23 protein-coding genes are annotated in these 24,410 nt (G+C 69.4%); 12 read left to right on the top strand and 11 right to left on the bottom strand.

The features are described from left to right. Positions 1-8: 8 nt before the first annotated feature. Positions 9-461, top strand: a complete 453-nt coding sequence (gene rplI, locus V2S05_RS09720; RefSeq protein ID WP_271639075.1) for a 50S ribosomal protein L9 — start codon at positions 9-11, stop codon at positions 459-461. A gap of 236 nt (positions 462-697) precedes the next feature. On the opposite strand, the gene V2S05_RS09715 is transcribed toward rplI, so the two are convergent. Both V2S05_RS09715 and V2S05_RS09710 read right to left on the bottom strand, forming a co-directional pair. After that, positions 698-2,074 (bottom strand): chaplin family protein, encoded by a 1,377-nt coding sequence (locus V2S05_RS09715; protein WP_413634945.1) that lies wholly within the window; start codon positions 2,072-2,074, stop codon positions 698-700. An 83-nt stretch (positions 2,075-2,157) separates the two neighbouring features. Then, positions 2,158-3,174: a hypothetical protein gene (locus tag V2S05_RS09710; protein WP_413634944.1), complete on the bottom strand. Its 1,017-nt coding sequence runs from the start codon at positions 3,172-3,174 to the stop codon at positions 2,158-2,160. A 132-nt stretch (positions 3,175-3,306) separates the two neighbouring features. On the opposite strand from V2S05_RS09710, the gene V2S05_RS09705 reads away from it, so the two are divergent. The 8 genes from V2S05_RS09705 to V2S05_RS09670 all read left to right on the top strand — a co-directional run bounded on the left by V2S05_RS09705 (position 3,307) and on the right by V2S05_RS09670 (position 14,056). Beyond that, a complete protein-coding gene (locus V2S05_RS09705; protein ID WP_413634943.1) occupies positions 3,307-4,338 on the top strand; it encodes a Gfo/Idh/MocA family protein in 1,032 nt (343 codons plus the stop codon). A gap of 178 nt (positions 4,339-4,516) precedes the next feature. Next, on the top strand, positions 4,517-5,812 hold the full coding sequence (locus V2S05_RS09700; RefSeq protein WP_340088672.1) for an extracellular solute-binding protein: 1,296 nt from the start codon (positions 4,517-4,519) through the stop codon (positions 5,810-5,812). Between the two features lie 82 nt (positions 5,813-5,894). Continuing rightward, positions 5,895-6,896: a carbohydrate ABC transporter permease gene (locus V2S05_RS09695; RefSeq protein WP_413634942.1), complete on the top strand. Its 1,002-nt coding sequence runs from the start codon at positions 5,895-5,897 to the stop codon at positions 6,894-6,896. Continuing rightward, positions 6,893-7,813, top strand: a complete 921-nt coding sequence (locus tag V2S05_RS09690; RefSeq protein ID WP_271639081.1) for a carbohydrate ABC transporter permease — start codon at positions 6,893-6,895, stop codon at positions 7,811-7,813. Before V2S05_RS09695 ends, V2S05_RS09690 begins: the two co-directional genes overlap by 4 nt. Position 7,814: 1 nt before the next feature. Beyond that, positions 7,815-9,254 carry a GH1 family beta-glucosidase gene (locus V2S05_RS09685; protein WP_413634941.1) on the top strand — a complete coding sequence of 480 codons (1,440 nt, stop codon included), beginning with the start codon at positions 7,815-7,817 and terminating at the stop codon, positions 9,252-9,254. A gap of 95 nt (positions 9,255-9,349) precedes the next feature. Further along, positions 9,350-10,378 carry a LacI family DNA-binding transcriptional regulator gene (locus V2S05_RS09680; RefSeq protein ID WP_413634940.1) on the top strand — a complete coding sequence of 343 codons (1,029 nt, stop codon included), beginning with the start codon at positions 9,350-9,352 and terminating at the stop codon, positions 10,376-10,378. A 293-nt stretch (positions 10,379-10,671) separates the two neighbouring features. Next, positions 10,672-13,356 carry a replicative DNA helicase gene (gene dnaB, locus V2S05_RS09675; protein WP_413634939.1) on the top strand — a complete coding sequence of 895 codons (2,685 nt, stop codon included), beginning with the start codon at positions 10,672-10,674 and terminating at the stop codon, positions 13,354-13,356. 49 nt (positions 13,357-13,405) lie between these two features. Then, positions 13,406-14,056, top strand: a complete 651-nt coding sequence (locus tag V2S05_RS09670; RefSeq protein WP_413634938.1) for an LON peptidase substrate-binding domain-containing protein — start codon at positions 13,406-13,408, stop codon at positions 14,054-14,056. A 9-nt stretch (positions 14,057-14,065) separates the two neighbouring features. Here the strand turns inward: V2S05_RS09670 and V2S05_RS09665 are convergent, their stop codons facing one another. The 6 genes from V2S05_RS09665 to V2S05_RS09640 form a co-directional block, all read right to left on the bottom strand. Further along, on the bottom strand, positions 14,066-14,563 hold the full coding sequence (locus V2S05_RS09665) for a DUF427 domain-containing protein (RefSeq protein ID WP_413634937.1): 498 nt from the start codon (positions 14,561-14,563) through the stop codon (positions 14,066-14,068). 38 nt (positions 14,564-14,601) lie between these two features. Further along, positions 14,602-15,375 carry an alpha/beta fold hydrolase gene (locus tag V2S05_RS09660; RefSeq protein ID WP_413634936.1) on the bottom strand — a complete coding sequence of 258 codons (774 nt, stop codon included), beginning with the start codon at positions 15,373-15,375 and terminating at the stop codon, positions 14,602-14,604. A 52-nt stretch (positions 15,376-15,427) separates the two neighbouring features. Then, positions 15,428-16,615: an AI-2E family transporter gene (locus tag V2S05_RS09655; protein ID WP_413634935.1), complete on the bottom strand. Its 1,188-nt coding sequence runs from the start codon at positions 16,613-16,615 to the stop codon at positions 15,428-15,430. Between the two features lie 97 nt (positions 16,616-16,712). Beyond that, entirely contained in the window at positions 16,713-18,005 is a 1,293-nt protein-coding gene (locus V2S05_RS09650; RefSeq protein WP_413634934.1) for an FAD-dependent oxidoreductase, read from the bottom strand. A gap of 20 nt (positions 18,006-18,025) precedes the next feature. Then, complete coding sequence (locus V2S05_RS09645; protein ID WP_413634933.1) at positions 18,026-18,682, bottom strand: histidine phosphatase family protein; 657 nt, start codon at positions 18,680-18,682, stop codon at positions 18,026-18,028. A gap of 48 nt (positions 18,683-18,730) precedes the next feature. Beyond that, a complete protein-coding gene (locus V2S05_RS09640; protein ID WP_413634932.1) occupies positions 18,731-19,645 on the bottom strand; it encodes a J domain-containing protein in 915 nt (304 codons plus the stop codon). Between the two features lie 35 nt (positions 19,646-19,680). Here V2S05_RS09640 and V2S05_RS09635 point away from each other — a divergent pair, with 35 nt between their 5' ends. After that, positions 19,681-19,869, top strand: coding sequence for a hypothetical protein (locus tag V2S05_RS09635; RefSeq protein WP_271639093.1), 189 nt, complete (start codon positions 19,681-19,683; stop codon positions 19,867-19,869). A 3-nt stretch (positions 19,870-19,872) separates the two neighbouring features. Here V2S05_RS09635 and V2S05_RS09630 read toward each other — a convergent pair whose 3' ends face one another. From V2S05_RS09630 to V2S05_RS09620, 3 genes are all read right to left on the bottom strand, one after another. After that, complete coding sequence (locus V2S05_RS09630; RefSeq protein ID WP_413634931.1) at positions 19,873-20,670, bottom strand: alpha/beta fold hydrolase; 798 nt, start codon at positions 20,668-20,670, stop codon at positions 19,873-19,875. Between the two features lie 84 nt (positions 20,671-20,754). Next, on the bottom strand, positions 20,755-20,970 hold the full coding sequence (locus tag V2S05_RS09625; protein ID WP_413634930.1) for a hypothetical protein: 216 nt from the start codon (positions 20,968-20,970) through the stop codon (positions 20,755-20,757). 68 nt (positions 20,971-21,038) lie between these two features. After that, positions 21,039-22,013 carry a DNA topoisomerase IB gene (locus V2S05_RS09620; RefSeq protein ID WP_413634929.1) on the bottom strand — a complete coding sequence of 325 codons (975 nt, stop codon included), beginning with the start codon at positions 22,011-22,013 and terminating at the stop codon, positions 21,039-21,041. A 184-nt stretch (positions 22,014-22,197) separates the two neighbouring features. On the opposite strand from V2S05_RS09620, the gene V2S05_RS09615 reads away from it, so the two are divergent. Both V2S05_RS09615 and V2S05_RS09610 read left to right on the top strand, forming a co-directional pair. After that, positions 22,198-23,688 carry an MATE family efflux transporter gene (locus V2S05_RS09615; protein WP_413634928.1) on the top strand — a complete coding sequence of 497 codons (1,491 nt, stop codon included), beginning with the start codon at positions 22,198-22,200 and terminating at the stop codon, positions 23,686-23,688. 198 nt (positions 23,689-23,886) lie between these two features. Continuing rightward, positions 23,887-24,333, top strand: coding sequence for a hypothetical protein (locus V2S05_RS09610; RefSeq protein ID WP_413634927.1), 447 nt, complete (start codon positions 23,887-23,889; stop codon positions 24,331-24,333). The last annotated feature ends 77 nt before the right edge of the window (positions 24,334-24,410 follow it).

The raw sequence follows: 24,410 nt of genomic DNA, 5'->3' as shown, positions 1-24,410 counted from the left end.
GTACCGACATGGCAAAGCTGATTCTCACGAACGAGGTCGCCGGGCTGGGTAGCGCCGGTGACGTCATCGAGGTCAAGAACGGGTACGCCCGCAACTACCTCGTCCCCAAGGGCTACGCAGTGGCGTGGACCCGTGGTGGCCAGAAGCAGGTCGAGTCGATCCAGGCAGCCCGCAAGGCCCGCCAGATCCACGACCTCGACGAGGCGACCGCACTCAAGAACAAGCTCGAGGGCACCAAGGTGCGTCTGACTGTCAAGGCCGGCGCCGAGGGGCGCCTGTTCGGTTCGGTGAAGACCGCCGACGTGGCCGACGCCGTCGCCGCTGAGGGCCTCGGCTCGATCGACAAGCGCAAGGTTCACTTCACCGCTCCGATCAAGACGACGGGCGAGCACGAGGCGTCGGTTCGTCTGCACGACGACGTCACCGCCGTGATCACCCTCCAGGTCATCGCCGCGAAGTAATCTCACTGCACCAGCAGGCCCCCGACATCTCCGGATGCCGGGGGCCTTCTGCATGCCGCGACCGCGAAGCCGGGGCGATGAGGGGCGGTGCGGGGTCGACTATGCCCGCTTCGGGGCTGGATTTCGTACGTTTCTGACCCGGGGCGGGTGCGAGACGGATGCGGGAGATATCCCGTCAGGGCATGCCTCTGCGGCGGATGCGCCTGTCGAGGTCGCATCCGCCGCAAGGGCTGGTGTCAGGCCGCCGCGCGAGCGCGACCGATCAGCGCTACCCCGAGGAGCAGCATCAGACCGGCGAGCAGGGCGAATGCCGGAGCCATCTGTCCGCCGCCGGTCACGGCAAGCGCCGGAGCGCTGGTCATAGTCGACGTCATGGCTGCCACGCGAGGCGATGCCGTCGCCGCGGTGACGACGCCGAGAGTCGTCCCCCGGTCGCTGCCGGATGCGTCCGTTCCAGGCTCCGGGTCGGTCCCGGGCTCGGTTCCCGGATCGGTGCCGGGCTCGGTTCCCGGGTCGGTGCCGGGCTCGGTTCCCGGGTCGGTGCCGGGATCCGTGCCGGGGTCGGTGCCGGGGTTGGCGCCGGGAACCTCAACGGTGCTGTCGCCGATCAGCGAGATGCCGTTGCCGCCGATGGTGATGGGTGCGGTGATGGGTGCGAGCACCTGGGTGCCGCTGAGGATCCCGTTGTCTCCGCCGGTCGTGGCGTCGGTCGCGGGTGCTCCGGTCGTCGGAGCGTTCGCCGACCCCTGGAGCACGGTGGAGTCGCCCAGGAGGGAGATGCCGTTGCCGGTGACCGTGATGGGTGCGGTGATGGGTGCGAGCACCTGGGTGCCGCTGAGGATCCCGTTGTCTCCGCTGGTCGTGGCGTCGGTCGCGGGTGCTCCGGTCGTCGGAGCGTTCGCCGACCCCTGGAGCACGGTGGAGTCGCCCAGGAGGGAGATGCCGTTGCCGCCGATGGTGATGGGTGCGGTGATGGGTGCGAGCACCTGGGTGCCGCTGAGGATCCCGTTGTCTCCGCCGGTCGTGGCGTCGGTCGCGGGAGCCTGGGCTGCGTCGGCTCCCTGAGCGACGGTGGAATCGCCCAGGAGGGAGATGCCGTTGCCGGTGACCGTGATGGGTGCGGTCACCGACATGAGACCCTGCGTTCCCGCCAGGATGCCGTCAGACCCCGAGGTGCTGGTTGGTGCCGGGGCCGGTGCGGGCGCCGGCGCGGGAGCAGCCGTATCCGCCTGAGTCGCGGACGACCCGAGAACACTCACGGCGTTCCCCGACACGGTCACCGGAACGGCCACGTCGATGAGCGCCTGCGTGCCCGACGCCACGCCGTCGTCGCCGCTGGTCTCGGCCGGTGCCGGGGCCGGAGCCGGGGCCGGGTCGGGAGCCGGTGCCGGTGGAGCGGCATCCGGAATCGTCCCGACGACCCCATCGCCGAGTACCGACACCGCGTTGCCGACGACGTCGATGGGCGCGGTGATGGGTGCGAGAACCTGCGTCCCCGAGAGGAGACCTTCGTCTCCGTTCGTTTCAGCCGCATTCGCGGCCGTGGCGCCGAGCAGCGAGACGCCGCCGGCGATGAGCACGCCCCACATGGCGTGCTTGACGATAGTGCGCATGAGAATTTCTCCTGATCTGTACGAGGTGAAGATCACACGGTCGTGTGATCCGGCGTGCCGATGCAGAATCGGCCGCCCTCTCGTCAGTCAGGGGAGATGTCGGTGCTGCCCGCCGGAGACGCCGGCAGAGCGGCATCATCGGGGATGCCCGTTCGTGAATACGCCGCATCGTCGAGACGCGCGGAGGATGGAGCGTCAGAGCTCGTGCCCGGCGCGGGCCCCGTGCCGCCTACGGCAGCTGTCGGTGTCACGACGCCCGGGCCGCTCGCGGGCGCACCGTGCGGGTTGCCGGATGGTGCGGCCGGCTGAACGGCGGCGTCTCGCGCCGGCGGCGACGCGTCTGCGCTCGTGGAGACGGCGAAGGCGAAAGTCGATGGATGCGCCGAAGTCGCCTCAGCGGTGAGCGCCTCGGGCTCGGCATCGGGTTGGGCATCGGCCCCCACAGCGGGGCCGGCTTGCGAGGAGTCAGTGTCGAACGGAACCTCGGCATCGGGAAGCGCCGTGTCGCCCGTGGTCGGGATGCTCGGCTGCAGTCCGTCGATGACGGGCTTGATCGTGCTGTCGATCACAGGTGGCACGACCTCGAGAACGCCATCCACGCCTGTCGCGACTTCCCCGACGAGGTCGGTCGCGCCGAGTCCGTCGACGACCGCACCGACCACGGGAACGCTGCCGATGACATCGGTCACCGGAGTCACGATCGCGCTGACGGGAGTCGACCCGGCGACCGCTCCGACGGTCTGCGTAACACCCGAGACCGTGTCGCCCGCAGTGGCGATCACCTCGGCCGCCGGTGCTCCCACCACCGGCACGGATGCCACGGCGGCGGTCGTCTTCTCGACCGCCTTCTCGACGGTCGAGACCACGGGCGATGCGATCTGCTCGACGGTCGACGTCGCCGTCTTGGCGACCGGGGCCACGACATCGCCCAGCGTGTCGCCCACGAGTGACGTCAGCCCCGACAGAGGCGCCGGAGCTTCGTCATCCGCTCGGGCGTCGCCGCCGGAGAACACGGCGCTGAGCAGCGCCCAGGCGAGCACGAAGAGCGCGCCCCAGAGGTACACCGCAGATCTGCGGACCCCTGTCGTCTCCACGTTCACGCTCAGCCCCCCGTGCAATCTGAGAAGTCTCCGATCGTGCCCAGGACGATACCCGACGACCTCGAGATCGTCCACCCCCGCGTCAGGACTCGCGTGCGGGGCGGGCAGCTCGGTGCATTAGGTTCAGGACTCATGACCGCGCCCGTCCTGACCATGCCCGCTCCGCGCACGACACCGCTGAGGGGCGGTCCCGCTCTGCGATGGGGTGTCGTCGCGCCTGGCGGCATCGCGGCGGACTTCGTGCACGCCCTCCACGCGCACACCGACCAGCGCGTGATCGCGGTCGCCTCGCGATCGGTCGACCGAGCGCGTTCGTTCGCGCGGCGTCACGACATCGCCAGGGTGCACGACGACTACGCCGGGCTGTACGACGACGAGCAGGTGCAGATCGTGTACATCGCCGCACCGCACAGCGAGCATCGGCGACTCGCGATCGATGCGATCGCCGCCGGCAAGCACGTGCTCATCGAGAAGCCGATCGGGCTCTCCGCCGACGAGGCGCGCGAGGTCGCCGCCGCTGCCGGCGCCGCCGGGGTCTTCGCGATGGAGGCGATGTGGACCCGCTTTCTTCCGCAGACGGATGTCATGCTGCACCTGCTCGAAGACGGCATCATCGGGGATCCGCGACTTCTCCTCGCCGATCTCGGCTTCGCGGCCGACCCCGCCGACGGCGGCCGGCTCTTCGACCCGGCCCTGGGAGGCGGGGCGCTGCTCGACCTCGGCGTGTACCCCGTCTGGCTCAGCCACCTGTGGCTGGGAACGCCGACGGCCGTCACGGCCGTCGGCACTCTCACCGATTCGGGCGTCGATCAGCAGAGTGCGCTCGTGCTCGACTACGCGTCGGGCGCTCAGGCTCTGCTGAGCACGAGCATCCGGGTGACGTCGCCGGGCGCGGCATCCATCTCCGGATCCGACGGCTCTGTGCAGATCGACCCGTCGTTCGTGTTCCCGGGGGGTTTCTCCGCGCAGCGCGGGGATGCCCGAGGTCGGTTCGTCGACGAGTCCGGCCTGGGCCACCGCGAGGGGATGGCCTGGCAGGCCGTATCGGTGGCGGAGCACATCGATGACGGGCTCCTCGAGTCGCCGCTGCATCCGCTGCGGACGTCGATCGAGGTCGTGACGATCATCGACGAGGCGCGTCGGCAGCTGTCACGCACGCGCTGAGCCGCGTCGCTCGGTGAGGTGAAAGAACGTGACTTCGCCGTGGGAGCGCGCCCACAAAACTCTTGACAGGGCTCGACGCGCGAGCGTAACGTGAACGCCGAAGCCGCTGGGAGCGCTCCCACGTCGAGTCATGGGAGCGCTTGCATACTTCAGCCGAAGCGCACACAAGGGAGTGACCGTGAAATCAGCACGAAGCAAGATCGCCGCATCCGTCGCCGGCGTCGCAGCCGTGGCCCTCGTCGCCACCGGATGCTCGAGTGGAGGTGGTGCCGAAGCGAGTGACGACGAGATCACCCTGTCGATCACGACTTTCGGCACGATGGGCGTCGATGCGAAGTACGCCGAGTACATGAAGCAGAATCCGAACATCAAGATCGAGGCGACCAACCTCGAGGGCGGTGGAGCTGCGCGCGACGACGCCTACGCGAAGATCGCCGCCGGCACCGGCCTCAGCGACATCGTGGCGATCGAGGAGGGCTGGCTCGGCACGATCGCCGAGGTGTCCGACGCGTTCGTCGACCTGCGCGACTACGGCATCGAAGACGTCAAGGACTCCTGGCTCGACTGGAAGTACGAGCAGGGCACCACGGCCGACGGCAAGGTGATCGGCGCCGGCCTCGACATCGGCCCGCAGGGCCTCTGCTACCGCGGCGACCTCTTCGAGGCCGCGGGGCTGCCCAGCGACCGTGAGGAGGTGGCGGCCTACTTCGGCGGCGAGGATGCCACTTGGGATCGCTTCTTCGAGGTCGGCAAGGAGTACGTCGACAAGTCGGGCAAAGCGTTCTACCACAGCCCGCGATTCTTCTGGAACTCCTTCGTCAACCAGCAGAAGGAGGGCTACTACAAGAAAGACGGCGAGACCCTCAACATCGACGACAACGAGGTGCTGAAGGAGCACTTCGCCAAGATCGTCGAAGCCGAGAAGGACGGTCTCGGCGCAGGCCTTCCCGGCTGGGAGGTCGGTCCCGAGGCCAAGGCCGGCGACTTCGCCGTCTACATGTGCCCGAGCTGGATGCTCGGCATCGTGCAGGGCTACTACGACGAGGGCACGACCGACAGCGGCTGGGACTTCGCGAACGTGCTCCCCGGCGGCGCGGCCAACTGGGGTGGCGCATTCCTCGGTGTCGCAGAGTCGTCCGAGCACAAGGAGGAGGCGGCGAAGCTCGCGCTGTGGCTGGCATCGCCCGAGCAGCAGGCGTCGGCGTTCGAGAAGGCCGGCCCGTATCCCAGCACGATGGAGGGTCAGAAGCTGGTCGCCGACACCACCAGCCCGTTCTTCAACGACGCCCCGATCGGTCAGATCTTCGCTGAGCGCTCGAAGGGCGTCGTGGCGCAGGTGAAGGGACCGGAGGACTCCAACATCCAGGACAACGTCTTCGGCCCCATCTTCGACCGCGTCAGTCAGGGCGAGGTCACCGACGCCGACGAGGCCTGGGATGCCGCCATGGAGCTGCTCGACCAGTTCCGGAGCTGACTGCCCGGGCGGCTCGACGCGTCACGCCGTCGAGCCGCCCGTGCATCCATCTCTCCCCACCCATCTTGCGATTGGTTCAACGATGAGCATCACAACCAGCAGAGCGCCCCGGACGGAACTGACGTTCCGGCAGAAGGTGAGTCGCTTCGACCACACCTTCTCCCCTTACCTGTACATCGCGCCGTTCTTCATCCTCTTCGCGTTGATCGGCGTCTTCCCCATCGCCTACACCTTCAACGTCTCGCTGTACGACTGGCATCTGCTCAAGGGGCAGGGCGACTTCGTCGGATTGCAGAACTACGTCACGGTGCTGAGCGATCCGTTCTTCTGGAACGCCTTCCGCAACACGTTCAGCATCTTCCTGCTCTCGGCGATCCCGCAGCTCGTCATCGCCACAGGGGTGGCGGCGCTGCTGAACCAGGCGATCCGCGGCAAGACGTTCTGGCGCATGAGCATTCTGCTGCCGTACATCGTCGCTCCGGTGGCCGTGACCGTCATCTTCCTGCAGGTGTTCAACCAGTACCACGGACCCGTCGCCGGTCTGCTCGAGCTGCTGGGTCTCGACCCGATCCGCTGGACCTTCGACGTCTTCCCCTCGCACGTCGCGATCGCGACCATGGTCAACTGGCGTTGGACCGGCTACAACGCCCTGCTTCTGCTCGCCGCCATGCAGGCGGTGCCGCGCGACATGTACGAGTCGGCGACCATCGACGGGGCGAGCAGGCTGCGCCAGTTCTGGTCGATCACGATTCCGCTGATCCGCCCGACTCTCATCTTCGTCGTCATCACCGCGACCATCGGAGGGCTGCAGATCTTCGCCGAGCCGAGGTTGTTCGACAGCCGCACCTACGGCGGCAGCGACCGCCAGTTCCAGACGATCGTCCTGTACCTCTACCAGCTCGGCTTCCCGTTGCGCGACTTCGGCCGGGCGTCGGCGACGGCGTGGATCCTGTTCGTCATCATCATGCTCGTCGGCCTGCTCAGCTTCGCGGTCACCCGGGCCATCCGCTCGGCTGACGCGAAGACCGCGCGAATGCGCACTGCGCGCGCCCGTTCGGCCCGCGAGCAGCAGGGAGCATCATGACCGCCATCCTCACTCGTCCCGTCGCGCCCGGTTCGCCCGAGTTCGATCAGCGCCGCGCCGAGGCATCCGAACGCCGTGCCAGACGCCGCCGCGCGTACGAGCGCCCCGGCATGCTCACGTATGCGCTGCTCATCGCCTACTTCGTGGGATCGGCGTTCCCGCTGTGGTGGTCGTTCGTCATCGCCTCACGTCAGTCGTCCGACATCAACCTCGTGCCCCCGGCAGTGCTGCCGGGACCGAACTTCCTCACCAACGCCGGCAAGGCATTCGAGAGCGTGCCGTTCCTGCTCTCGCTGGTGAACAGCGCGGTGATCTCCGCCGCGATCACGATCTCGGTCGTCTTCTTCTCGACCCTGGCCGGATACGCGTTCGCCAAGCTGCGCTTTCGGGGGCGCACCGGCCTGCTCGTGACGGTGATCGCCACCATGGCCGTTCCGACTCAGCTGGGCATCATCCCGCTGTTCATGCTGATGGCCGAGTGGCGCTGGATCGGCACTCTGCAGGCGGTCATCATCCCCGGGATGGTGACCGCTTTCGGGGTGTTCTTCATGCGCCAGTACCTGGTCGACGTCATCCCCGATGAGCTCATCGAAGCGGCGCGCGTCGACGGCGCGAGCATGTGGGGCACGTTCTGGCACGTCGCCCTGCCTGCCGCGCGCCCCGCGATGGCCGTGCTCGGACTGTTCAGCTTCATGGCCGCCTGGACCGACTACCTGTGGCCGCTGCTGGCATTGAGCCCTCGCAATCCCAGCGTGCAGACCGCGCTGGCGGCGCTGAGCGCCGCCGGCGGGCAGAACCCCGACAATGCGATGGTGCTCGCCGGTGCGGTGCTCTCGGTGATCCCCCTCCTCATCCTCTTCTTCGTCGCGGGAAAGCAGCTCGTGACCGGAATCATGCAAGGCGCAGTGAAAGGCTGATATGACGATCCAGATGCAGGCCCACACCAGAGACAGCCCCGACTACCGGGACGCCGGACTCGACTTCCCCGCCGGATTCGTCATCGGCGCGGCTACTGCGGCGTATCAGATCGAGGGCGCCGCCACCGCCGACGGACGGGGGCCCTCCATCTGGGACACGTTCAGCGCCACGCCGGGCAGGGTCGTCGACGGGGACACGGGCGACGTCGCCGTCGATCACTACAACCGGCTCGAGCCCGACCTCGACCTGATGGCTCAGCTCGGCATCGAGGCGTACCGGTTCTCGATCTCGTGGCCGCGCATCCAGCCGACCGGATCCGGACCGGTGAACGTGGCGGGCCTGGCCTTCTACGGCCGCCTCGTCGATGGTCTGATCGCCCGCGGCATCCGTCCGATCGCGACTCTCTATCACTGGGACCTGCCGCAGGCGCTCGAGGATGCCGGCGGCTGGACCAACCGCGAGACCGCCTATCGCTTCGCCGAGTACACCCGCCATGTCGCCCGAGCGCTCGGCGACCGCGTGCCGGTGTGGACCACCCTGAACGAGCCCTGGTGCAGCGCTTTCCTCGGCTACGGCTCGGGCGCGCACGCTCCCGGCCGCACCGACGGTGCCGCGGCGCTTCAGGCGATGCACCACCTGAACCTCGCCCACGGCCTCGCCGTGCAGGTGCTTCGGGAGGTCGCGCCGCACGCACAGGTGTCGGTGACGCTGAACTTCCACGTCGTGCGGGGTGCAGACGGGCAGCGATCCGAGGCGGTGCGACGCATCGACGCCCTGGCCAACAGGTCGTTCACCCACCCGATGCTCGTCGGCGGCTACCCGGCGGATCTCATCGATGACACCGCGCAGGTCACCGACTGGCTGTTCGTGCGCCCGGGCGACGCCGAGATCATCCATCAGCCGATCGACTTCCTCGGCGTCAACTACTACTCGACCACGCGGGTGCGCATGTGGGACGGCTCCGCCCCGCGCGAGCGCGCCGACGGCCACAAGGACGTCGGCGGCTCGGCCTGGCCGGGCAGCGACATCGTCGAATTCCTCACGCAGGACGGCCCGTACACGGCGATGGGGTGGAACATCGCTCCCGACGGACTCGAGGAGCTGCTGCTGAGGCTCAGCCGCGAGCATCCGGGTCTGCCGCTCGTCATCACCGAGAACGGAGCCGCCTTCGACGACGAGCGCATCGGCGATCGAGTGCACGACGACGCCAGGCTGGACTATCTGCGCCGTCACTTCACTGCGGCGCATCGCGCTCTTCAGCAGGGCGTCGACCTGCGCGGCTATCTCGTGTGGTCGCTGTTCGACAACTTCGAGTGGGGCTACGGGTACAGCAAGCGATTCGGCATCGTGCACGTCGACTACGACACGCAGGAGCGCACGGTGAAGGACAGCGGACGGTGGCTGTCGCGACTGATCGAGGAGCACCGGATCCCGGAGTGATCACCGGGCCCGCGTGGCGTACGGTGAAGAGGTCCGCCCTCGAGTGGCGAGGTCCACGATCGCGCTGGATGCGCAGCAGGAGACGAAGAGTGACGATGAAGCCGTCTCACAGCGCGAAGCCGTGGATCCCGACCCTCGAAGAGGTCGCGGCGCTCGCAGGGGTGTCGAGCTCGACCGCGTCGCGGGTGATCAACGGGTCGCCGCGGGTCACCGAGAACACCGTCGCGCGAGTCAATGCGGCGATCGCGAAGGTGGGTTACGTGCCCAATCGTGCGGCGCGCAGCCTCGCCCGCCGCAGCACTCAGACGGTGGCCATGGTCATCCCCGAGCGCACGGCGGAGTTCTTCGCAGACCCGTACTTCGCCGAGGTGATCCAGGGCGCCGCGATGTATGCGTCGTCGACCGAGTATTCGCTCACGCTGCTCATCGAGTCGGAGAAGGACCCGCAGAAGACCCATCAGCTGCTGCGCCGCGGCAATGTGGACGGAGCGCTGATCCTCTCGCATCACAGCGCATCGTCGTCGTATCGAGAGCTGGCGCGCACGCTGCCGGTCGTCTTCGGGGTGCGCCCGCCGGGCGAGACCGGTGAAGAGATCCACATCGTCGACGTCGACAACACCGCCGTCGGCGCGCTCGCCACGCGGCATCTCATCGAGCGGGGGCGGCGGCGGATCGCCACGATCACCGGACCGCTCGACACGTCGGCTGGGCAGGAGCGTCTGCAGGGGTGGCGCGATGTGCTCAGAGCTGCGGGCCTCGACGAGGCCGGCAGCGAAGAGGGCGACTACACCCCGACCGGCGGAGCGGCGGCCGCGCGTCGGCTGCTCGATGCGGGGGTGGAGATGGATGCCCTGTTCGTCGCGTCGGCGCAGATGGCGGCCGGCGCGCTGGGCGTGCTGAAGGAGCGCGGAATCAGGGTTCCGGATGACGTCGCCGTCGCCACGGTCGACAACAACGTCTTCTCGACGAGCGCGTCTCCGCAGCTCACGACCGTCGATCTGCACACCGCGGACAAGGGCGCGGCGATGATGGCGGCGGTCGTGCGTCTGATTCGCGGCGAACAGCTCGGCGCCGATTCTCCGCTGCCGCTCGACCTCGTGATCCGCGAGTCCACGGGCGCGTGATCCGGCGCGGCGCGCCCGGGCGCGATTCCACTTGACTTTCCCCAGGTTCTGCACATCGGCGCCGACTCGCCGAAACCTTCAATCTCACGTTGAAGCGGAAATCCCTCCACAGGGTGGGGAACCGAAGAAAACCTGATCAAACGCAAGAAAATTCGACGACGTTGAAACTCTCCACCGAGTTGTCCACACCCGTTCTGCACAGACACTCCAGAGTTCTTCGCACACTCTCCACATAGTTATCCACAGCCCTGGTTGCATGGGGATAACCCGGCTTCTAGCTTGGGGGAGACCGGATGTCGGTGGCGCGTGTTCTGCTTGCGCCTGAGGCCGACGACCCGCCGGTCGCAAGCGCCGGTGACGTGTGTCGAGTCGCGCCGGCCGGGAGGAGCACGGTGTCGATCGCAGATATCTCTAACGAGCGTCTGGGTGGTTCGCGCACGCCCGAGCGCACCCCGCCGCACGACCTTCTGGCTGAGCAGAGCGCGCTGGGCGGCATGCTGCTGTCGAAGGATGCCGTCGCCGATGTCATCGAGATGCTCAAGGGCGCCGACTTCTACGTGCCCAAGCACGAGCTGATCTTCGAAGCGATCCTGTCGCTGTACTCGCACGGTGAGCCGACCGACGTCGTCGCGGTCACCGATGAGCTGATCAAGACCGGCGAGCTCGGGCGCGCCGGTGGTGCCGACTACCTGCACACGCTCACCTCGATCGTGCCGACCGCCGCGAACGCCGGCTACTACGCCGGGATCGTCGCAGAACGCGCGATCCTGCGCCGTCTGGTCGACGCGGGCACGCGCATCGTCCAGCTCGGCTACGCGGGCGAGGGCGACGCCACTGACATCGTCAACAACGCGCAGGCCGAGATCTACTCGGTGACCGGCTCCGAGACGGCTGAAGACTACGTGCCGCTGACGATCGCCGTCGACGCGGCTGTCGAAGAGATCGAGGCGGCAAACGGCCGTGACGGCACGATGACCGGCATCCCGACCGGATTCCGCGAGCTCGACGAGCTGACCAACGGTCTGCACGGCGGCCAGATGATCGTCGTGGCCGCGAGGCCGGCCATGGGCAAGGCGCTGGCGCTCGACACCCCACTGCCCACCCCGACCGGGTGGACCACGATGGGCGCGGTGCGGGTCGGCGACGAGCTCTACGATGCGCATGGTCGCCCCACTCGGGTGGTCGCGGCGACGGATGTCATGCTCGAGCGTCCTTGCTACGAGGTCGAATTCTCGGACGGATCGGTCATCATCGCTGACGCACAGCACCAGTGGGTGACCGAGACGCGCGCGACGCGTCGTTCACCGGCGGGCGGATCGGTGACGGTCACCACCGAGCAGATCCGCGACACCCTCACCGTCGGAGCCGACGCCCGCGCCAACCACTCGGTGCAGAACGCGGCGGCGCTGCGCGCACCGGATGCAGCGTTGCCGATCCCTCCGTATGCGCTGGGTGCCTGGCTCGGCGACGGACACAGCGACGGTGCGCGCATGACGAGCGAGACCGAGGAGATCCCTGGACTCATCGCAGCGACCGGGATCCGCGCCGAAGCACGCGGCAACATGCTCTACGCGCTGAAGCTCCCCACCCAGACCATCGTGCGCGACTGCGAGGTGTGCGGCACGTCATTCACTGCCCGTCATCCGCACGTGCGCACGTGCGGCCGCACCTGCGGACCGAAGAACAAGGGAGCTCACCCCGAGCGGCTGCGCTGCCCCGACTGCGGTTCGCCGTTCTCGGGGGAAGCGCAGCGGTGCGCGGACTGCTATCGCGATCACGGCTCGTTCACCGCCCTGCTGCGCGGTCTCGGTGTGCTCGGTGACAAGCACATTCCCACGCAGTATCTGCGCGCCTCGGTCAGCCAGCGTCGCGAACTGCTCGCGGGTCTGATGGATACCGACGGCACGGTCGTGCGCGGTGTCGGGTCATGCCAGTTCGCGGTGACGAACAAGCGGCTCGCCGACAGCGTGTATGAGCTGATCGTGAGCCTCGGATACAAGTGCGGGCGCACGTCCAAGCGGGTGGCCGGACGGTCCGAATCGTCGTCGACGTGCCACATCCTCAATTTCTCGACCGTCGACGACGTGTTCCGCCTCGAGCGCAAACGTCGCCTGCACGAGCAGGAGCGGCCGGTCAGCGTCGCCCGGATCGGCCGTCGCTATGTGAAGGCCGTGCGCCCGATCGCCAGCGTGCCGGTGCGGTGCGTTCAGGTCGACAACGCCGAGCATCTCTACCTCGCCGGCGACTCGATGATCCCGACCCACAACTCCACGCTGGCTCTGGATTTCGCCCGCGCGGCAGCCATCGGTCACAACGAGCCGTCGATCTTCTTCTCGCTCGAGATGGGCAAGAGCGAGATCGCGATGCGCCTGCTCAGCGCCGAGGGAGCGATCCCGCTGCAGAACATGCGCAAGGGAACGCTCGACCCTCGCGACTGGACCACCGTCGCTGCCACCCGCGGCCGCATCAACGACGCACCGCTGTACATCGACGACAGCCCGAACATGACGCTCGTCGAGATCCGGGCCAAGTGCCGCCGGCTCAAGCAGCGCGCCGGCCTGCGGCTGGTGGTCATCGACTACCTGCAGCTGATGACGAGCGGCAAGCGCGTCGAGTCGCGTCAGCAGGAGGTGTCGGAGTTCTCGCGTGCGCTCAAGCTGCTCGCGAAAGAGCTGCAGGTGCCGGTGATCGCGCTGTCGCAGCTGAACCGTGGTGCCGAGCAGAGATCCGACAAGAAACCCGCGATCAGCGACCTGCGCGAGTCCGGCTCGATCGAGCAGGATGCCGACATGGTGATCCTGCTGCACCGCGAGGCCGCCTACGACAAGGACATCCGTCCGGGCGAGGCCGACCTGATCGTCGCCAAGCACCGCAACGGTCCGACGGCGACGATCACCGTCGCCTTCCAGGGCCACTACTCGCGGTTCAAGGACATGGCGCCGGGTGACTTCGGCGGCGGCGGGGGCGACTTCAACTGACGCACGCGAGCCGGGTGACGCAGCGCGGCCATAGTGGTTTACTGGCGCGATGGCAGCCACTGCGATGTTCCCGCTCGAGACGGTGCTGTTCCCGTACACGCCGCTGGCCCTGCGCGTCTTCGAAGAGCGCTACCTGAAGATGCTCGGCGCAGCGCTCGAATCGCACGAGCCGTCGTTCGGCGTGGTGCTCATCGAGCGCGGATCCGAGGCCGGGGGAGGGGATACCCGGTTCCGCACCGGCACCATGGCTCGGATCGTCGAGGTCGCGGCGACCGAGCGCGACATCGAGCTGCTCGTCGTCGGCGGGGAGCGCATCGAAGTGGGCGCGTGGTGGAACGACGAGGCGTATCCGACCGCCGAGGTGCACGCCATCGGCGAGCTGAGGTGGGATCCGGCACTCGCGCCGCTGCGCGACGAGGCGGAGAAGCACGTTCGTCGCGTGCTCACGCGCGCAGCGATGACTTCCGGCAGCCGGTGGGATCCGAACATCGAGATCTCGGACGACCCCCTGGAGTCGTCATGGCAGCTCGCCGCGATAGCGCCGCTGGGGCCGATCGACCAGCTCGAGCTGCTGCGCGCCACCTCCCTCGGAGGGCTGCTCGCCCGCATCATCGATCTCACGCTCGAGGCCGAAGAGCTGCTCAAGGCCACGTTCGACCATGGCGGCGGTGCCGGCGACGAACCGGGCCTCACCGCCTGATCAGCGCATTCACCAGCCCATCGAGCCCGGCGCGCCCTTGAACGGACCGCGGATGCGGGACGTGATCCAGCCGCCGTAGAACCGGCCAGGCTGCGGTGTTACCTGCTCGTCGCCGACGGTGCATGCATCCATGTCGCCCGCGTAGACCGCCACGCGTCCGCTCAGAGACTCGAACCCTCGTGCCGGGCGCGGGTACGTCCAGGCTGCTCCAGGCACAACCCGCTCGCCGCCGTGCACGTCGAAGTACGCGGCCTCCCCCTTGAACTCGCAGAACGACGACCCCTCTGCCGGGATGAGCGCTCCGTCGACGAACGACGCGATCGGCAGGTAGTAGACCGGCGGATGACTCGTCTCGAGCACGCGGACCGCGTCAACGGTGTCGGCGATCAGCACACCTCCCAGGCGGATCGTGACTCGCTCTCGCACCGGCTCGGCACGCGGCGGCCGCGGATAGTCCCACACGGACTCCTCGCCTGGACGGATGGGATCGGGTACGGGCCGTCTCATACCCGCGAGGGTACTCGTTCACCGCGACGCGACTGCCGTCAGACCCGCTCGGCGATGACCCGTGCGGTCGCCGCGGGATCGGGACGGTGCATGACCGACTCCGGCACGATCACCAGGTCGGCGTTCTCGATCTCGGCGGCGAGCCGGTCAGACGACGCGACCAGGAAAGGGAAGGTCTGCGCCCCGCGCAGCACGGTCACCGGCACATCGACGTCGAGCAGCGCGGCATCCGGACGCCGATAGCGCAGCGTCAGCCGGGCGTCGTACACCGTCGACTGCGCGAGCGGGGCCAGCGCGGCGAGCTGGCCGCTCGCGCGGCCCGCCTCCACCATCTCCGCCGGCAGTCCCACGGCGTCGCGCTGGAACATCGCGACGGTCTCATCATGGCGGCCCGCGTCGACCAGCTCCTGCAGACGTCGCGGCAGCTCCTCGCCCCAGCCCTCGCCGTCGAAGTCGATCGGCGGCTCCGACAGGAACAGCGCACCGGTCGGCACGCCGCGCGACGCGGCGAACAGGGCGAGGATGGCCCCCGACGAGTGGCCGAGCACGGCATCCGCTCCACCGACGGCCGCGATCACGGCAGCCAGGTCGTCGGCTTCGTCGGCCGGCGCGGAACCCGGGCTGTCGCCGCTCGCACCCCGCGCGCGGCGATCCCAGGTGACCGCGCGGAAGCCGCTCTCGGCCAGCGCCTCGGCCAGCGGCCCGGCATCCGCCGCCGTCGACAGAGCGCCGTTCACGACGACGACGGCCGGCCCTGCCCCGGTCGTCGTGTAGGAGATCTCGGTTCCGTCTGCGGAGGTCGCGATGCTCATGACGCCATGCAACCACCTCGACGTCTTCGGCGCGACGGGTCGTCGATGATGCTCAGGCGACCTCGACGGCGGTGCTCTGCGACGCGCGGGGCTCTCGTGGCTTGCGCCGTGCCCACTTCGCGGGCAGGTTCTCGCCGTCCCACACCTGGATGATGCCCCACACGGCGGCGGTCGTCGGCACGGCCAGCACGGCGCCGACCAGGCCGCTCAGCGCCGTTCCCACGGCCAAAGCGACCAGGATCACGAAGGCGTGCAGTTTCATCGTGCGCCCCATCAGGAACGGCTGCAGGAGGTTGCCCTCGAGCTGGTTGACGAGCACGACGACGCCGACGACGAGCAGCGCGCTCACCCAGCCGTTCGCCACCAGGGCGACCAGCGCCGCGAGCACACCGGCCAGCGTTGCACCCACGATCGGGATGAACGCCAGAAGGAAGACGAGGACGGCCAGGGGAATCGCCAGCGGCACCTGCAGGATGAGCAGGCCGATGAGGATGCCGACGGCATCCACCAGCGCCACTGTCGCCGTTCCGCGCACGTACGACCCGAGCACGCCCACGGTCTTGTGGCCGATCCGGCGCACCCGGCGCTCGTTCTCACCGTGGAAGGGACGCAGCAGGAACTCCCACATCTGCGGGCCGTCCTTGAGGAAGAAGAAGAGGATGGTGACCAGCAGCACGAATCCGGTGACGAAGCTCGCGACCGCGCTGACGCCGGCGAGGGCGCCGGAGCCGAACTGCGAGCTCGTGACGAAGTCGGTGAGCGTCTTCGTCCACTCCTCGATCTGGTCGGGGGTGAACAGCTGGAACGGCAGCGTGTCGATCCAGTCGATCACGTGGTCGATGCCCTGCTGCGCCTGCGCGTACAGGTCGTCCCACTGATCGCGGACCGCCCACACGATCAGCCAGCTCAGTCCGCTGAGCACCGCGACGATCGTCAGAAGGGTGATGATCGTCGCCAGCAGATCCGGCACGTGGTGCCGGCGCAGCCAGTTCATCGCCGGAGCGAACGCGCACGCGAGGATGAGGGCGATCGCGAGCGGGATGGTGACCAGGGTGAGGTACTGGATGACGTACACGATGCCCGCCGCGACGGCCACCACCAGCAGGATCTGAACCGAGCGGATGCCAAGGCGTCCGAACGCGTCGGCCCAGAGACTCCACGGCGGGCGAGTCGCGCGGGGCTCCACCGTCGTCTGATCGAGCTGGATGCGACGGGGACGATCGCTGCGGAACAGGGTCATTCCGCGAGCCTAGGCTCCGGGGTGCATCCGCGGCGAGTGGTTGACCGCGAGCCGCGGATGTCGCACACTGCCCGCGACGTGCCCGCACCCACGCCGCTCACCGGCGTCGAGCCGCCCGATCGGCGAGCAGCATGCGCGCCGCGCGGTCACCCGAGACGAGCGCGCCTTCGATCGACGGGCTCGTGCGATGATCGCCGGCGAGGTAGACCACCTCACCGGCGCGCACCGGTGAGGGCCGCAGCGGGGGCGGCTGGTCCGGCAGGGCATGACGGATGTCGTCGCGGCGCAGCAACGGCCAGCTGCGGGCATCCGTGCGCCAGATCTCGCCGAGCTGGGTGCGCACCTCCGCCTCCGACCCGCCGCTGTCGGAGAGCAGGCAGGTGGCCTGCACCAGGTGGCGTCCGGCAGGAGCGTACGTCGGGGCGGTACGCGAGATGATCGCCGTGTTCACGATCGGCCCCCGCCGGCGTCCGTCGACGGCGAGCATGCCGGATGCGGAGGGCGCGGCATCGGGCGCGAACCACCACGTCTGCAGTCCGCGCATCGGCGGGGCGGCGACACCGGTCAATGGGGCCAGATGATGCGCGTCCACGGCGACGATGGCGGCGGCGGCGCTCGCCGGATCGGCACCCGAGATGTCGACCTCGACGTGCCCCCGCCCGGCGCGCACGCCGGTGACGCGATGGTGGAGTCGGATGTCCGCGCCCGCCGACCGTGCGCGTGCCGCCGATTGGGCGGGCAGCGCCTGGATACCCTCTGCCGGCAGCCCGGGCGCATCGCGAAGGAACAGCCCCACCAGCCACCGCACGAAGACGTCGGACGTGTCGAAGCGGCCATCGGCGAGCACACCCGAGAGGAACGGCTCGATGACCTCCGTGCGCAGCGCCCCGTGAAAGCCCGCCGCGTCCCAGCCCTCTCGCGCGGCGCGGTCATCACCCGCTGCGGCTCGCCTCAGCAGCCGTCGGGGCGTGAGCACCGACGGGGCGGTCCAGCGAGCCAGAGCGACCAGAGCGCCGGGGTCGAGCAGCCCGCTGCGCAGACTCGTGCGGATCGACAGCGGATGGCGGCGCGGATCTGCCAGCGTCGCCAGCCCGACGGGGTCGCCCGCGACGTCTTCCGCCCGGCGCACATGCACGCCGACCGGGAACGGCTGCAGGCGCAGCGCCGGCACGTCGGCCCACCGTCGGACGGAGCGGTAGGCGGGGTTGAGCACCTGGAATCCGCGATCCAGTCGGAACCCGTCCACGATGTCGGTGCGCTGGCGCCCGCCGACGTCGTCCGACGCCTCGAGCACCACGGTGTCGAGCCCCGCCTCGGCGAGAACCGTCGCCGCGCGGAGGCCGGCGAGGCCCGCGCCGATGACGATCACGTCGTGGTCCACTGCCCTCATGCGGCCTCTCCCGTCCCGTCTCAGGATTCCGCAGGCTGCATCGGCAGATGCGGGCCGTGGTTCCAGGCAAGGATCGCGGGCTGTTCGCGGGCGAACCCGAGAACAGACACCGATCCGGCATCAAGCGAGATCGATGCCCCGAATCGCGGCGCCTGCCGCAGGAAGACGGCGGTGAGGATGCGCAGGTAGTGGCCGTGCGCGACGAGCGCGACATCTCCGGATGCCATCGCCGGCAGCACCCTGGTGAGAACGCGGGATGCGCGTGCGGCGACCTCCTCGACCGTCTCGCCCGGTGTGTCGCCGCGGATCACCCCGTGCGCGAAGGTGGTCCAGTTGTAGCCGAGCTCGGCCCTGATCTCCTTCGTCGTGCGCCCCTCGTACCCGCCGTAGTCCCACTCCACGAGCAGCGGATCGATCTCGGCCTGCAGGCCGGCGAGTTCGGCCGTTCGACGCGCGCGCTGCAGCGGCGAGCTGAGCACGAGCCGGAAGTCGTAGCCTTTCACCAGCTCGCCCGCAGCTCGCGCGAGGTCTTCGCCGTGCGGGGTGAGCGGGATGTCGGTCAGCCCGGTGTGCCTGCCCGTTCGCGACCATTCCGTCTCGCCGTGGCGCAGCAGCACGAGCTTGCCTTCCGGGGCATCCGGAGCGGGGTGATCGGGCAGCGGGTCGACAGCATCCACGCTCTCACCGTAGCCCCCGCGGCAGCATCCCGGCCTCCCCGCGTTGCTTCACGGCGAGAGCACGCGTGCGCTGTGCGTCAGCCGGCTGCGCACGTCGAACGCCTCGTTGCCGCCGAGCGCCCGCGCTCCCGGCACGCCGCCGCGCAGCACCGTGCGCAGCGCGCTGCGGCGCACGACCACGACCGGCACGCCTCGGACGGAGCCCAGCGGCGCGATCGTGTCGTCGAGGTCATCGTCGGGAAGGATGAGGATCGCTCCTCCGAAGCGCACCCGCGCACGGCGCGCCACGGTGCGCATGCGGGCGAGCAGTTCGCGGATCGGAGCGGCGCCGCCGACGTGGGCGCCGATGACCTCGCCCTGACGGAATCTCACCGGCCCGCCGAAGTCCTCCGACATGAGGCCGTACAGTCCGGTCGGACTGAGCACGACGTGGTCGAGCTTCGCGTCGTCGGCCTCGCCGACGGCGACATCGTGCCAGGCGGTGAACCCGATGCCGAGCTCTTCGATCGCCTCGGCCGTGGCCTCTTCGGCCAGCGCGTCGGCGAGCATGCGACGCGCCTCCCACGGCGCCGCGCGCACGACCAGCGGGTCGTACGCCTCGGCATCCGTCACCTCGTGGCCGAGCTGGTCGGACAGCAGCTCGCGGTAGCGGCGACGGCGCCACGCGCCCGCCCGGCCGTACGAGCGTCCGCGCGGTCGGGTGCCGGTCGCGCCGGCAGTCGTCGGGCGCTCGGCCCAGGACGCCGTTCCCCGCCCGCGGTCGTACGCGGCGCGTGCCGCCGCAGTCCCGACGAGCTCCCAGGCCCGCTGCACACGGACGAAGACGGCGGCATCGCCCCCGGTGTCGGGATGCGTCTGGCGCAGCCGCAGGCGGTAGGCACGGCGCAGCTCGTCGTCCGAGACCGTGGACTCGACCCCGAGCAGCTCGTACGCGGATGCCGAGAGCGGGCCGTCGAAGGTCACCATCACACGTTAGACGCTTCTCCTAGGCTGAAGACATGAACAAGAGCACCATCTGGACCATCGTCGCCGTCGTCGTCTCGGTCGTCATCGCGTTCTGGATCGTGAACGCGCTGTTCTCGCTGATCTGGTTCATCGCCAAGCTCGCGATCGTCGCCGTCGTCGCCCTGATCGTCTTCGTGGTCATCCGCTCGCTGCTGGCGCGATCCGGCGGCGAGCGTCGCTGAGACTCAGCCCTTCAGAAACTGCAGGGCGGCCAGACGGAATGCCTTCGACCCGGGAGCGTTGAAGTGATGCCGACCCGGGATCTCGAAGAACGTCGCCTGTGCGGCCGCCTCGGCCAGCCGGCGTGAACCGTCGAGCACGGCATCCTGCGATCCGGTTGCGAACAGCACCGGCTGCTGTGGGGCGTGGGCGGGATCGGGGTCGATCGAGCGCGAGTCGCGCATGCCCTCGGCAAGCGCGAGCAGCGCGCGCATGTCGTTCCCCGCCACCCGCTCGGCCAGCGCGATGTAGCGCTGCGTCACCGGATCGGTGACCGCCGTGCCGTCCACGGCGTACCGGCGCACCTGGGCGGTGTCCAGCCGATCGAGCGGGATGCCGTCGGGCACCCCGCCGAGCACCGCCCGCGTGATGCGCTCGCCGAGATCGAGCGCCACCTGCCAGCCGACCCGCGCGCCCAGGGAGTACCCGACGTACAGCGCCTCGTCGACGAGGAAGGTGTCGAGCACCGATTCGATGTCGCGGGCGAGACTGCGCACGGTGTAGCCGGCGGAGTCGTGCGGCTTCTGGCTCGCGCCGTGCCCGCGCTGGTCGACACCGAGGATGCGGAAGCCCTCGCGCTCGAGCATCCGCACCCACCCCGTGTGCACCCAGGTGTCAGCGGTGCTCGACGCGAACCCGTGCGCGAGCACGACGGGGGGCCCGTCCGCCTCGCCCCAGGAGTATGTCGCGAGCGCGACGCCGTCACCCACCTCGACGTACTGGGGCTCGGGCATCGTCGAGAGTGCGGAGAGGATGTCGACCACACCTCCATCATGCTCCTGTCGGCGGTCGCAGGGTGGCTGCGCTCGTGCGCTTGCCTGCCGCACGCCTGCGTGCGGGCCCCGATCTCAGCCCTCGGCCTGGGAGGGGTGCCCCGTCGTGTCGGGGTCGGGCCGCGCGGGCGGGTTCTCCGGGTCCTCGCCCTCGGCCTGGCTCGGGTGATCGCCGCCGCCGGAGCGGCCGCTGGTGTCCGTCGCCTGCCCGGTGTCGGCGCCCTGCGGGGCCTCGTCCCGCCGTTCGCGGTCGTCGGCGCCGCGCTCGTCTGTCGTCATGTCGTCGTTCATCGCTCCTCCTCCATCGTTGCGGGCGACGCTAGCCCGTGCATCCGGTACTGCCCACCGGGTTGACAGAGTCAGGCCAACAGCGTCACCAGCTGCCCCTCGACCCGGCGCGTCGGGTCGACGACCACGCCTTCGTCGTAGAGGTCGAACACGCGCGGGTCGATGTAGCTCGCCCGGGCGACGGCGGGAGTGTTGCCGAGGGCGGATGCCGCAACGCGCACGGCCTGGGCGGCCGCCCGCGATCGTGCCGTCGCCGTCGGCTTGAGGCCGATCTGGGCCAGGGCGACGGCGGCCGAGATGGTGCCGTGCAGGGTGCGGAAGTCCTTGGCCGTGAAATCGCCGCCGGTGCGCAGTCTGACGTCGTCGTTGATGTCGGCCGCGCGAAGCGGATGCCATGCGGCGGCACGCGCCGTGTCGTCCTGCCAGCTCAGCAGCAGTGAGCGGCCGCCACGGCGTTTCAGGCCAGCGATCAGCCCGGCGAGATCGGCGTCGTCGACCTCGGACTCCCACGGCTGGCCGCTCTTGCCGGGAAAGCGCAGCTCGACGATCCTGCCGCCGCGCACGCGCGCGTGCGACCCGCGCAGGGTGACCAGCCCGATGCTGCCGTGCGCCCTCGCGTACTGCTCCGATCCGACGCGCAGCAGAGCGGAGTCCAGCATCCGGAACGCACCGGCGAGCAGCCGCGTGCGGCTGAACCCGTCGGTGCGCAGGTCGCGGGTCACGCCGCCACGGGCGGCGGGGAGCACCTCTGCGAGCTGCAGCATGCGATCGAACTTCTCGCGCGCCATCCGCTCGTGCCAGGCCGGGTGGTAGATGTACTGACGCCGGCCGGCCGCGTCGATGCCGGTCGCGAGGATGTGGCCGTTCGCGTACGGGCACATCCACACGTCGGACCAGGCGGGTGGCACGACCAGCTCGCGCAGTCGCCCGAGCACCTCGGGGTCGTCGACCGCGGCGCCGTCCGCGCCGAGGAACCTATAGCCGCGACCGTGACGCACGCGCCGGATTCCGGGGGCATGCGGGTCGCTTCGACGCAGGCGGGTCATGCATCCGGACTACCCAACGGTACGGGTCGCGGGCAAGCCCCTGGCGGCGTGCGGCGGAGTGGAATAGATCGCCGGGTGTCGACCTCTTCGAAACGATTCGATAGACTGTCGGAAGCGGCGCCGTGACGATCCACGGTGCCGCCGTCTTTTTTGCCGGCATCCCTTCTCCCGTCCCCGGATCATCATGGCCACCACACTCATCACCGGTCGCCCCTGGCGCGTCATCCTGCTCTTCTCCGTGCCGCTGCTCATCGGCAACGTCGTGCAGCAGCTCTATCAGTTCGTTGACACGATCGTCGTCGGACGCCAGCTCGGCGTCGATTCGCTCGCCGCGGTCGGCGCGACCGGCAGCCTGATCTTCCTCATCATCGGCTTCGCGTGGGGTCTGGCCAGCGGCTTCGCGATCCCGACCGCCCAGGCGTTCGGCGCGGGGGATGCCAGGGGCGTGAGCCGGTCGGTGGCCACCGGCACGCTGCTCACCGGTGTCACCAGCCTGATCCTGACGGTGCTCGGTCCGCTCATCGCACGCCCGTTCCTCGAGCTGCTGCAGACGCCGTCCGAGCTGCTCGCCGAGGCCACGACCTTCACTCAGGTCACATTCATCGGCGGCAGCACGATCATGTTCTTCAACTACCTGGCCGCCATCATCAGGGCGATCGGCGACTCGACCACTCCGCTGGTCTTCCTCACGATCTCGTGCGGGCTGAACGTCGGACTCGTGATCCTCATGGTCGGGCCGCTCGGCTGGGGCGTCGCAGGTGCGGCTCTGGCCACGGTGATCGCGCAGGCCATCTCGGTGCTGCTCTGCCTCGGATACCTGTGGCGGAAGCTGCCCGTGCTGCACGTGCACCGCGACGACTGGAGGGTGCGTCGTGCCGACGCCCTCGAGCACCTCAGGCTCGGCCTGCCGATGGGCTTCCAGGCATCGATCATCGCGATCGGCGCCCTCGCGGTGCAGGTGGCGCTGAATACGCTCGGCGCCGACGCGGTCGCCGCGTACACCGCCGCATCCCGTATCGACGGTCTCGCCGTCGCGCTGCTCGCCTCTCTGGGGCTCGCGTCGTCGATGTACGCCGCGCAGAACCTCGGTGCTCGCCGCCCCGACCGCATCCGCCGGGGAACGGTCCAGGCGCTGTGGATGTCGATCATCACCTCTGTGCTGCTCGGTGTGATCATGATCGCCTTCGGCGCCTCGGTTGTGCGGCTGTTCGTCGGTGACGAATCAGAGCGGGTGGTCGACCTCGCCCATCAGATGCTCATCATCAACGGCGTGAGCTACGCGGCCCTCGGTGTGCTGTTCGTGCTGCGTGGTGTGCTGCAGGGTGTCGGCCGGGTCGCCATCCCCACCATCACGGGCGTGGTCGAACTGGTCGCCCGCGTGATCGCCGCTGTCGCGCTGGGTGCCTTCTGGGGCTTCGGCGGCGTCGCGCTCAGCAACCCGCTGGCATGGATCGGCGCAGTCGCGATCCTCGTCCCCGCGTACGTCTCCGCGCATCGGGCGTTCGGCCGCATGCCGGTCGAGCCGGTCGAGACGACGCTCACGACGCCCATGCCGGTGATCGGTCCGACCGAGGGGTCGCGGATGGTGGATGCCGTGTTCACCGCCCCCGTGCCCGTCGTAGTCGGCCGGTTGAGCGCGCTGCGCCTGCCGCGGAAGGTGCGCCGCCCGCGCTGACCGCGCGCGGGCGCCCGTCCGGGAGGTCGGCAGGTCAGTATCCGGGTTCCAGCCGTTCACGTGTCATCCGTCAGGATGATGCCGAATCGTTCCCCTGGCTGACGCACAAGCCGGATCTCCCCGCGTAACGTGGCTGTCACGAGCACGCCGCGATGCGGTGTGCGGATGACCGGGGGGTCAGCGATGTCCAGTCTTGCAGTGGCCAACACGTTGGCAGCGGTGCTCGTGCCGATAGGCAACGCCGGTGCAGTTCTCGCGGTCGTCTGTGCGCTCGTGACCGCAGTCGCGCTCGCGCGCGGCGCGGCGGGGCTCGCGGGAGGCGGGGTGGGCGTGTGGATCCTCGGCGCGCTGCTGAGCCTGTGCGCCTCGTTCGCCGCGGAGTGGACGCCGGTGCTCGTGTCGCTGGGCGCGCTCGCGGCGGCCTTCGTGGTCGGAGCTCTCGCACGGGTGCTGCTCCGTGCCGTGCGCCGCCCGAACCCCGTGACGGCAGCGGCTGTGTCATCCGCAGAGCCCGCACGCGAGACGGCAACGGCTGCGTCATCGGCAGAGCCGGCACGCGAGACGGCGAAGACGGCCGCCCCGCGCCTGACCGGGCGCGGTACACCGGCGCGGACGGCGGGCGAGACTGTCCGCGTCGCCTCCTGATCCCCAGGCCGCGCTGGATGCCGTACACCGCGTGGCCGCCGTGTCTTTGTAGGCGATAAACAGAAACCGAGTGTCAC

This window comes from Microbacterium sp. OR16, from assembly GCF_047306725.1.
In the GTDB taxonomy this organism is placed as follows: Bacteria; Actinomycetota; Actinomycetes; order Actinomycetales; family Microbacteriaceae; genus Microbacterium.
This window is presented reverse-complemented; position numbering and strand designations above follow the sequence as displayed.

Coding starts and splice junctions, on each gene's coding strand:
- V2S05_RS09715 (WP_413634945.1), bottom strand. CDS start 2,074: ATGCGCACTATCGTCAAGCACGCCATGTGGGGCGTGCTCATCGCCGGC.
- V2S05_RS09685 (WP_413634941.1), top strand. CDS start 7,815: ATGACGATCCAGATGCAGGCCCACACCAGAGACAGCCCCGACTACCGG.
- dnaB (WP_413634939.1), top strand. CDS start 10,672: ATGTCGGTGGCGCGTGTTCTGCTTGCGCCTGAGGCCGACGACCCGCCG.
- V2S05_RS09625 (WP_413634930.1), bottom strand. CDS start 20,970: ATGAACGACGACATGACGACAGACGAGCGCGGCGCCGACGACCGCGAA.
- V2S05_RS09635 (WP_271639093.1), top strand. CDS start 19,681: ATGAACAAGAGCACCATCTGGACCATCGTCGCCGTCGTCGTCTCGGTC.
- V2S05_RS09705 (WP_413634943.1), top strand. CDS start 3,307: ATGACCGCGCCCGTCCTGACCATGCCCGCTCCGCGCACGACACCGCTG.
- V2S05_RS09680 (WP_413634940.1), top strand. CDS start 9,350: ATGAAGCCGTCTCACAGCGCGAAGCCGTGGATCCCGACCCTCGAAGAG.
- V2S05_RS09690 (WP_271639081.1), top strand. CDS start 6,893: ATGACCGCCATCCTCACTCGTCCCGTCGCGCCCGGTTCGCCCGAGTTC.
- V2S05_RS09665 (WP_413634937.1), bottom strand. CDS start 14,563: ATGAGACGGCCCGTACCCGATCCCATCCGTCCAGGCGAGGAGTCCGTG.
- V2S05_RS09670 (WP_413634938.1), top strand. CDS start 13,406: ATGGCAGCCACTGCGATGTTCCCGCTCGAGACGGTGCTGTTCCCGTAC.
- V2S05_RS09660 (WP_413634936.1), bottom strand. CDS start 15,375: ATGAGCATCGCGACCTCCGCAGACGGAACCGAGATCTCCTACACGACG.
- V2S05_RS09615 (WP_413634928.1), top strand. CDS start 22,198: ATGGCCACCACACTCATCACCGGTCGCCCCTGGCGCGTCATCCTGCTC.
- V2S05_RS09695 (WP_413634942.1), top strand. CDS start 5,895: ATGAGCATCACAACCAGCAGAGCGCCCCGGACGGAACTGACGTTCCGG.
- V2S05_RS09655 (WP_413634935.1), bottom strand. CDS start 16,615: ATGACCCTGTTCCGCAGCGATCGTCCCCGTCGCATCCAGCTCGATCAG.
- V2S05_RS09620 (WP_413634929.1), bottom strand. CDS start 22,013: ATGACCCGCCTGCGTCGAAGCGACCCGCATGCCCCCGGAATCCGGCGC.
- rplI (WP_271639075.1), top strand. CDS start 9: ATGGCAAAGCTGATTCTCACGAACGAGGTCGCCGGGCTGGGTAGCGCC.
- V2S05_RS09650 (WP_413634934.1), bottom strand. CDS start 18,005: ATGAGGGCAGTGGACCACGACGTGATCGTCATCGGCGCGGGCCTCGCC.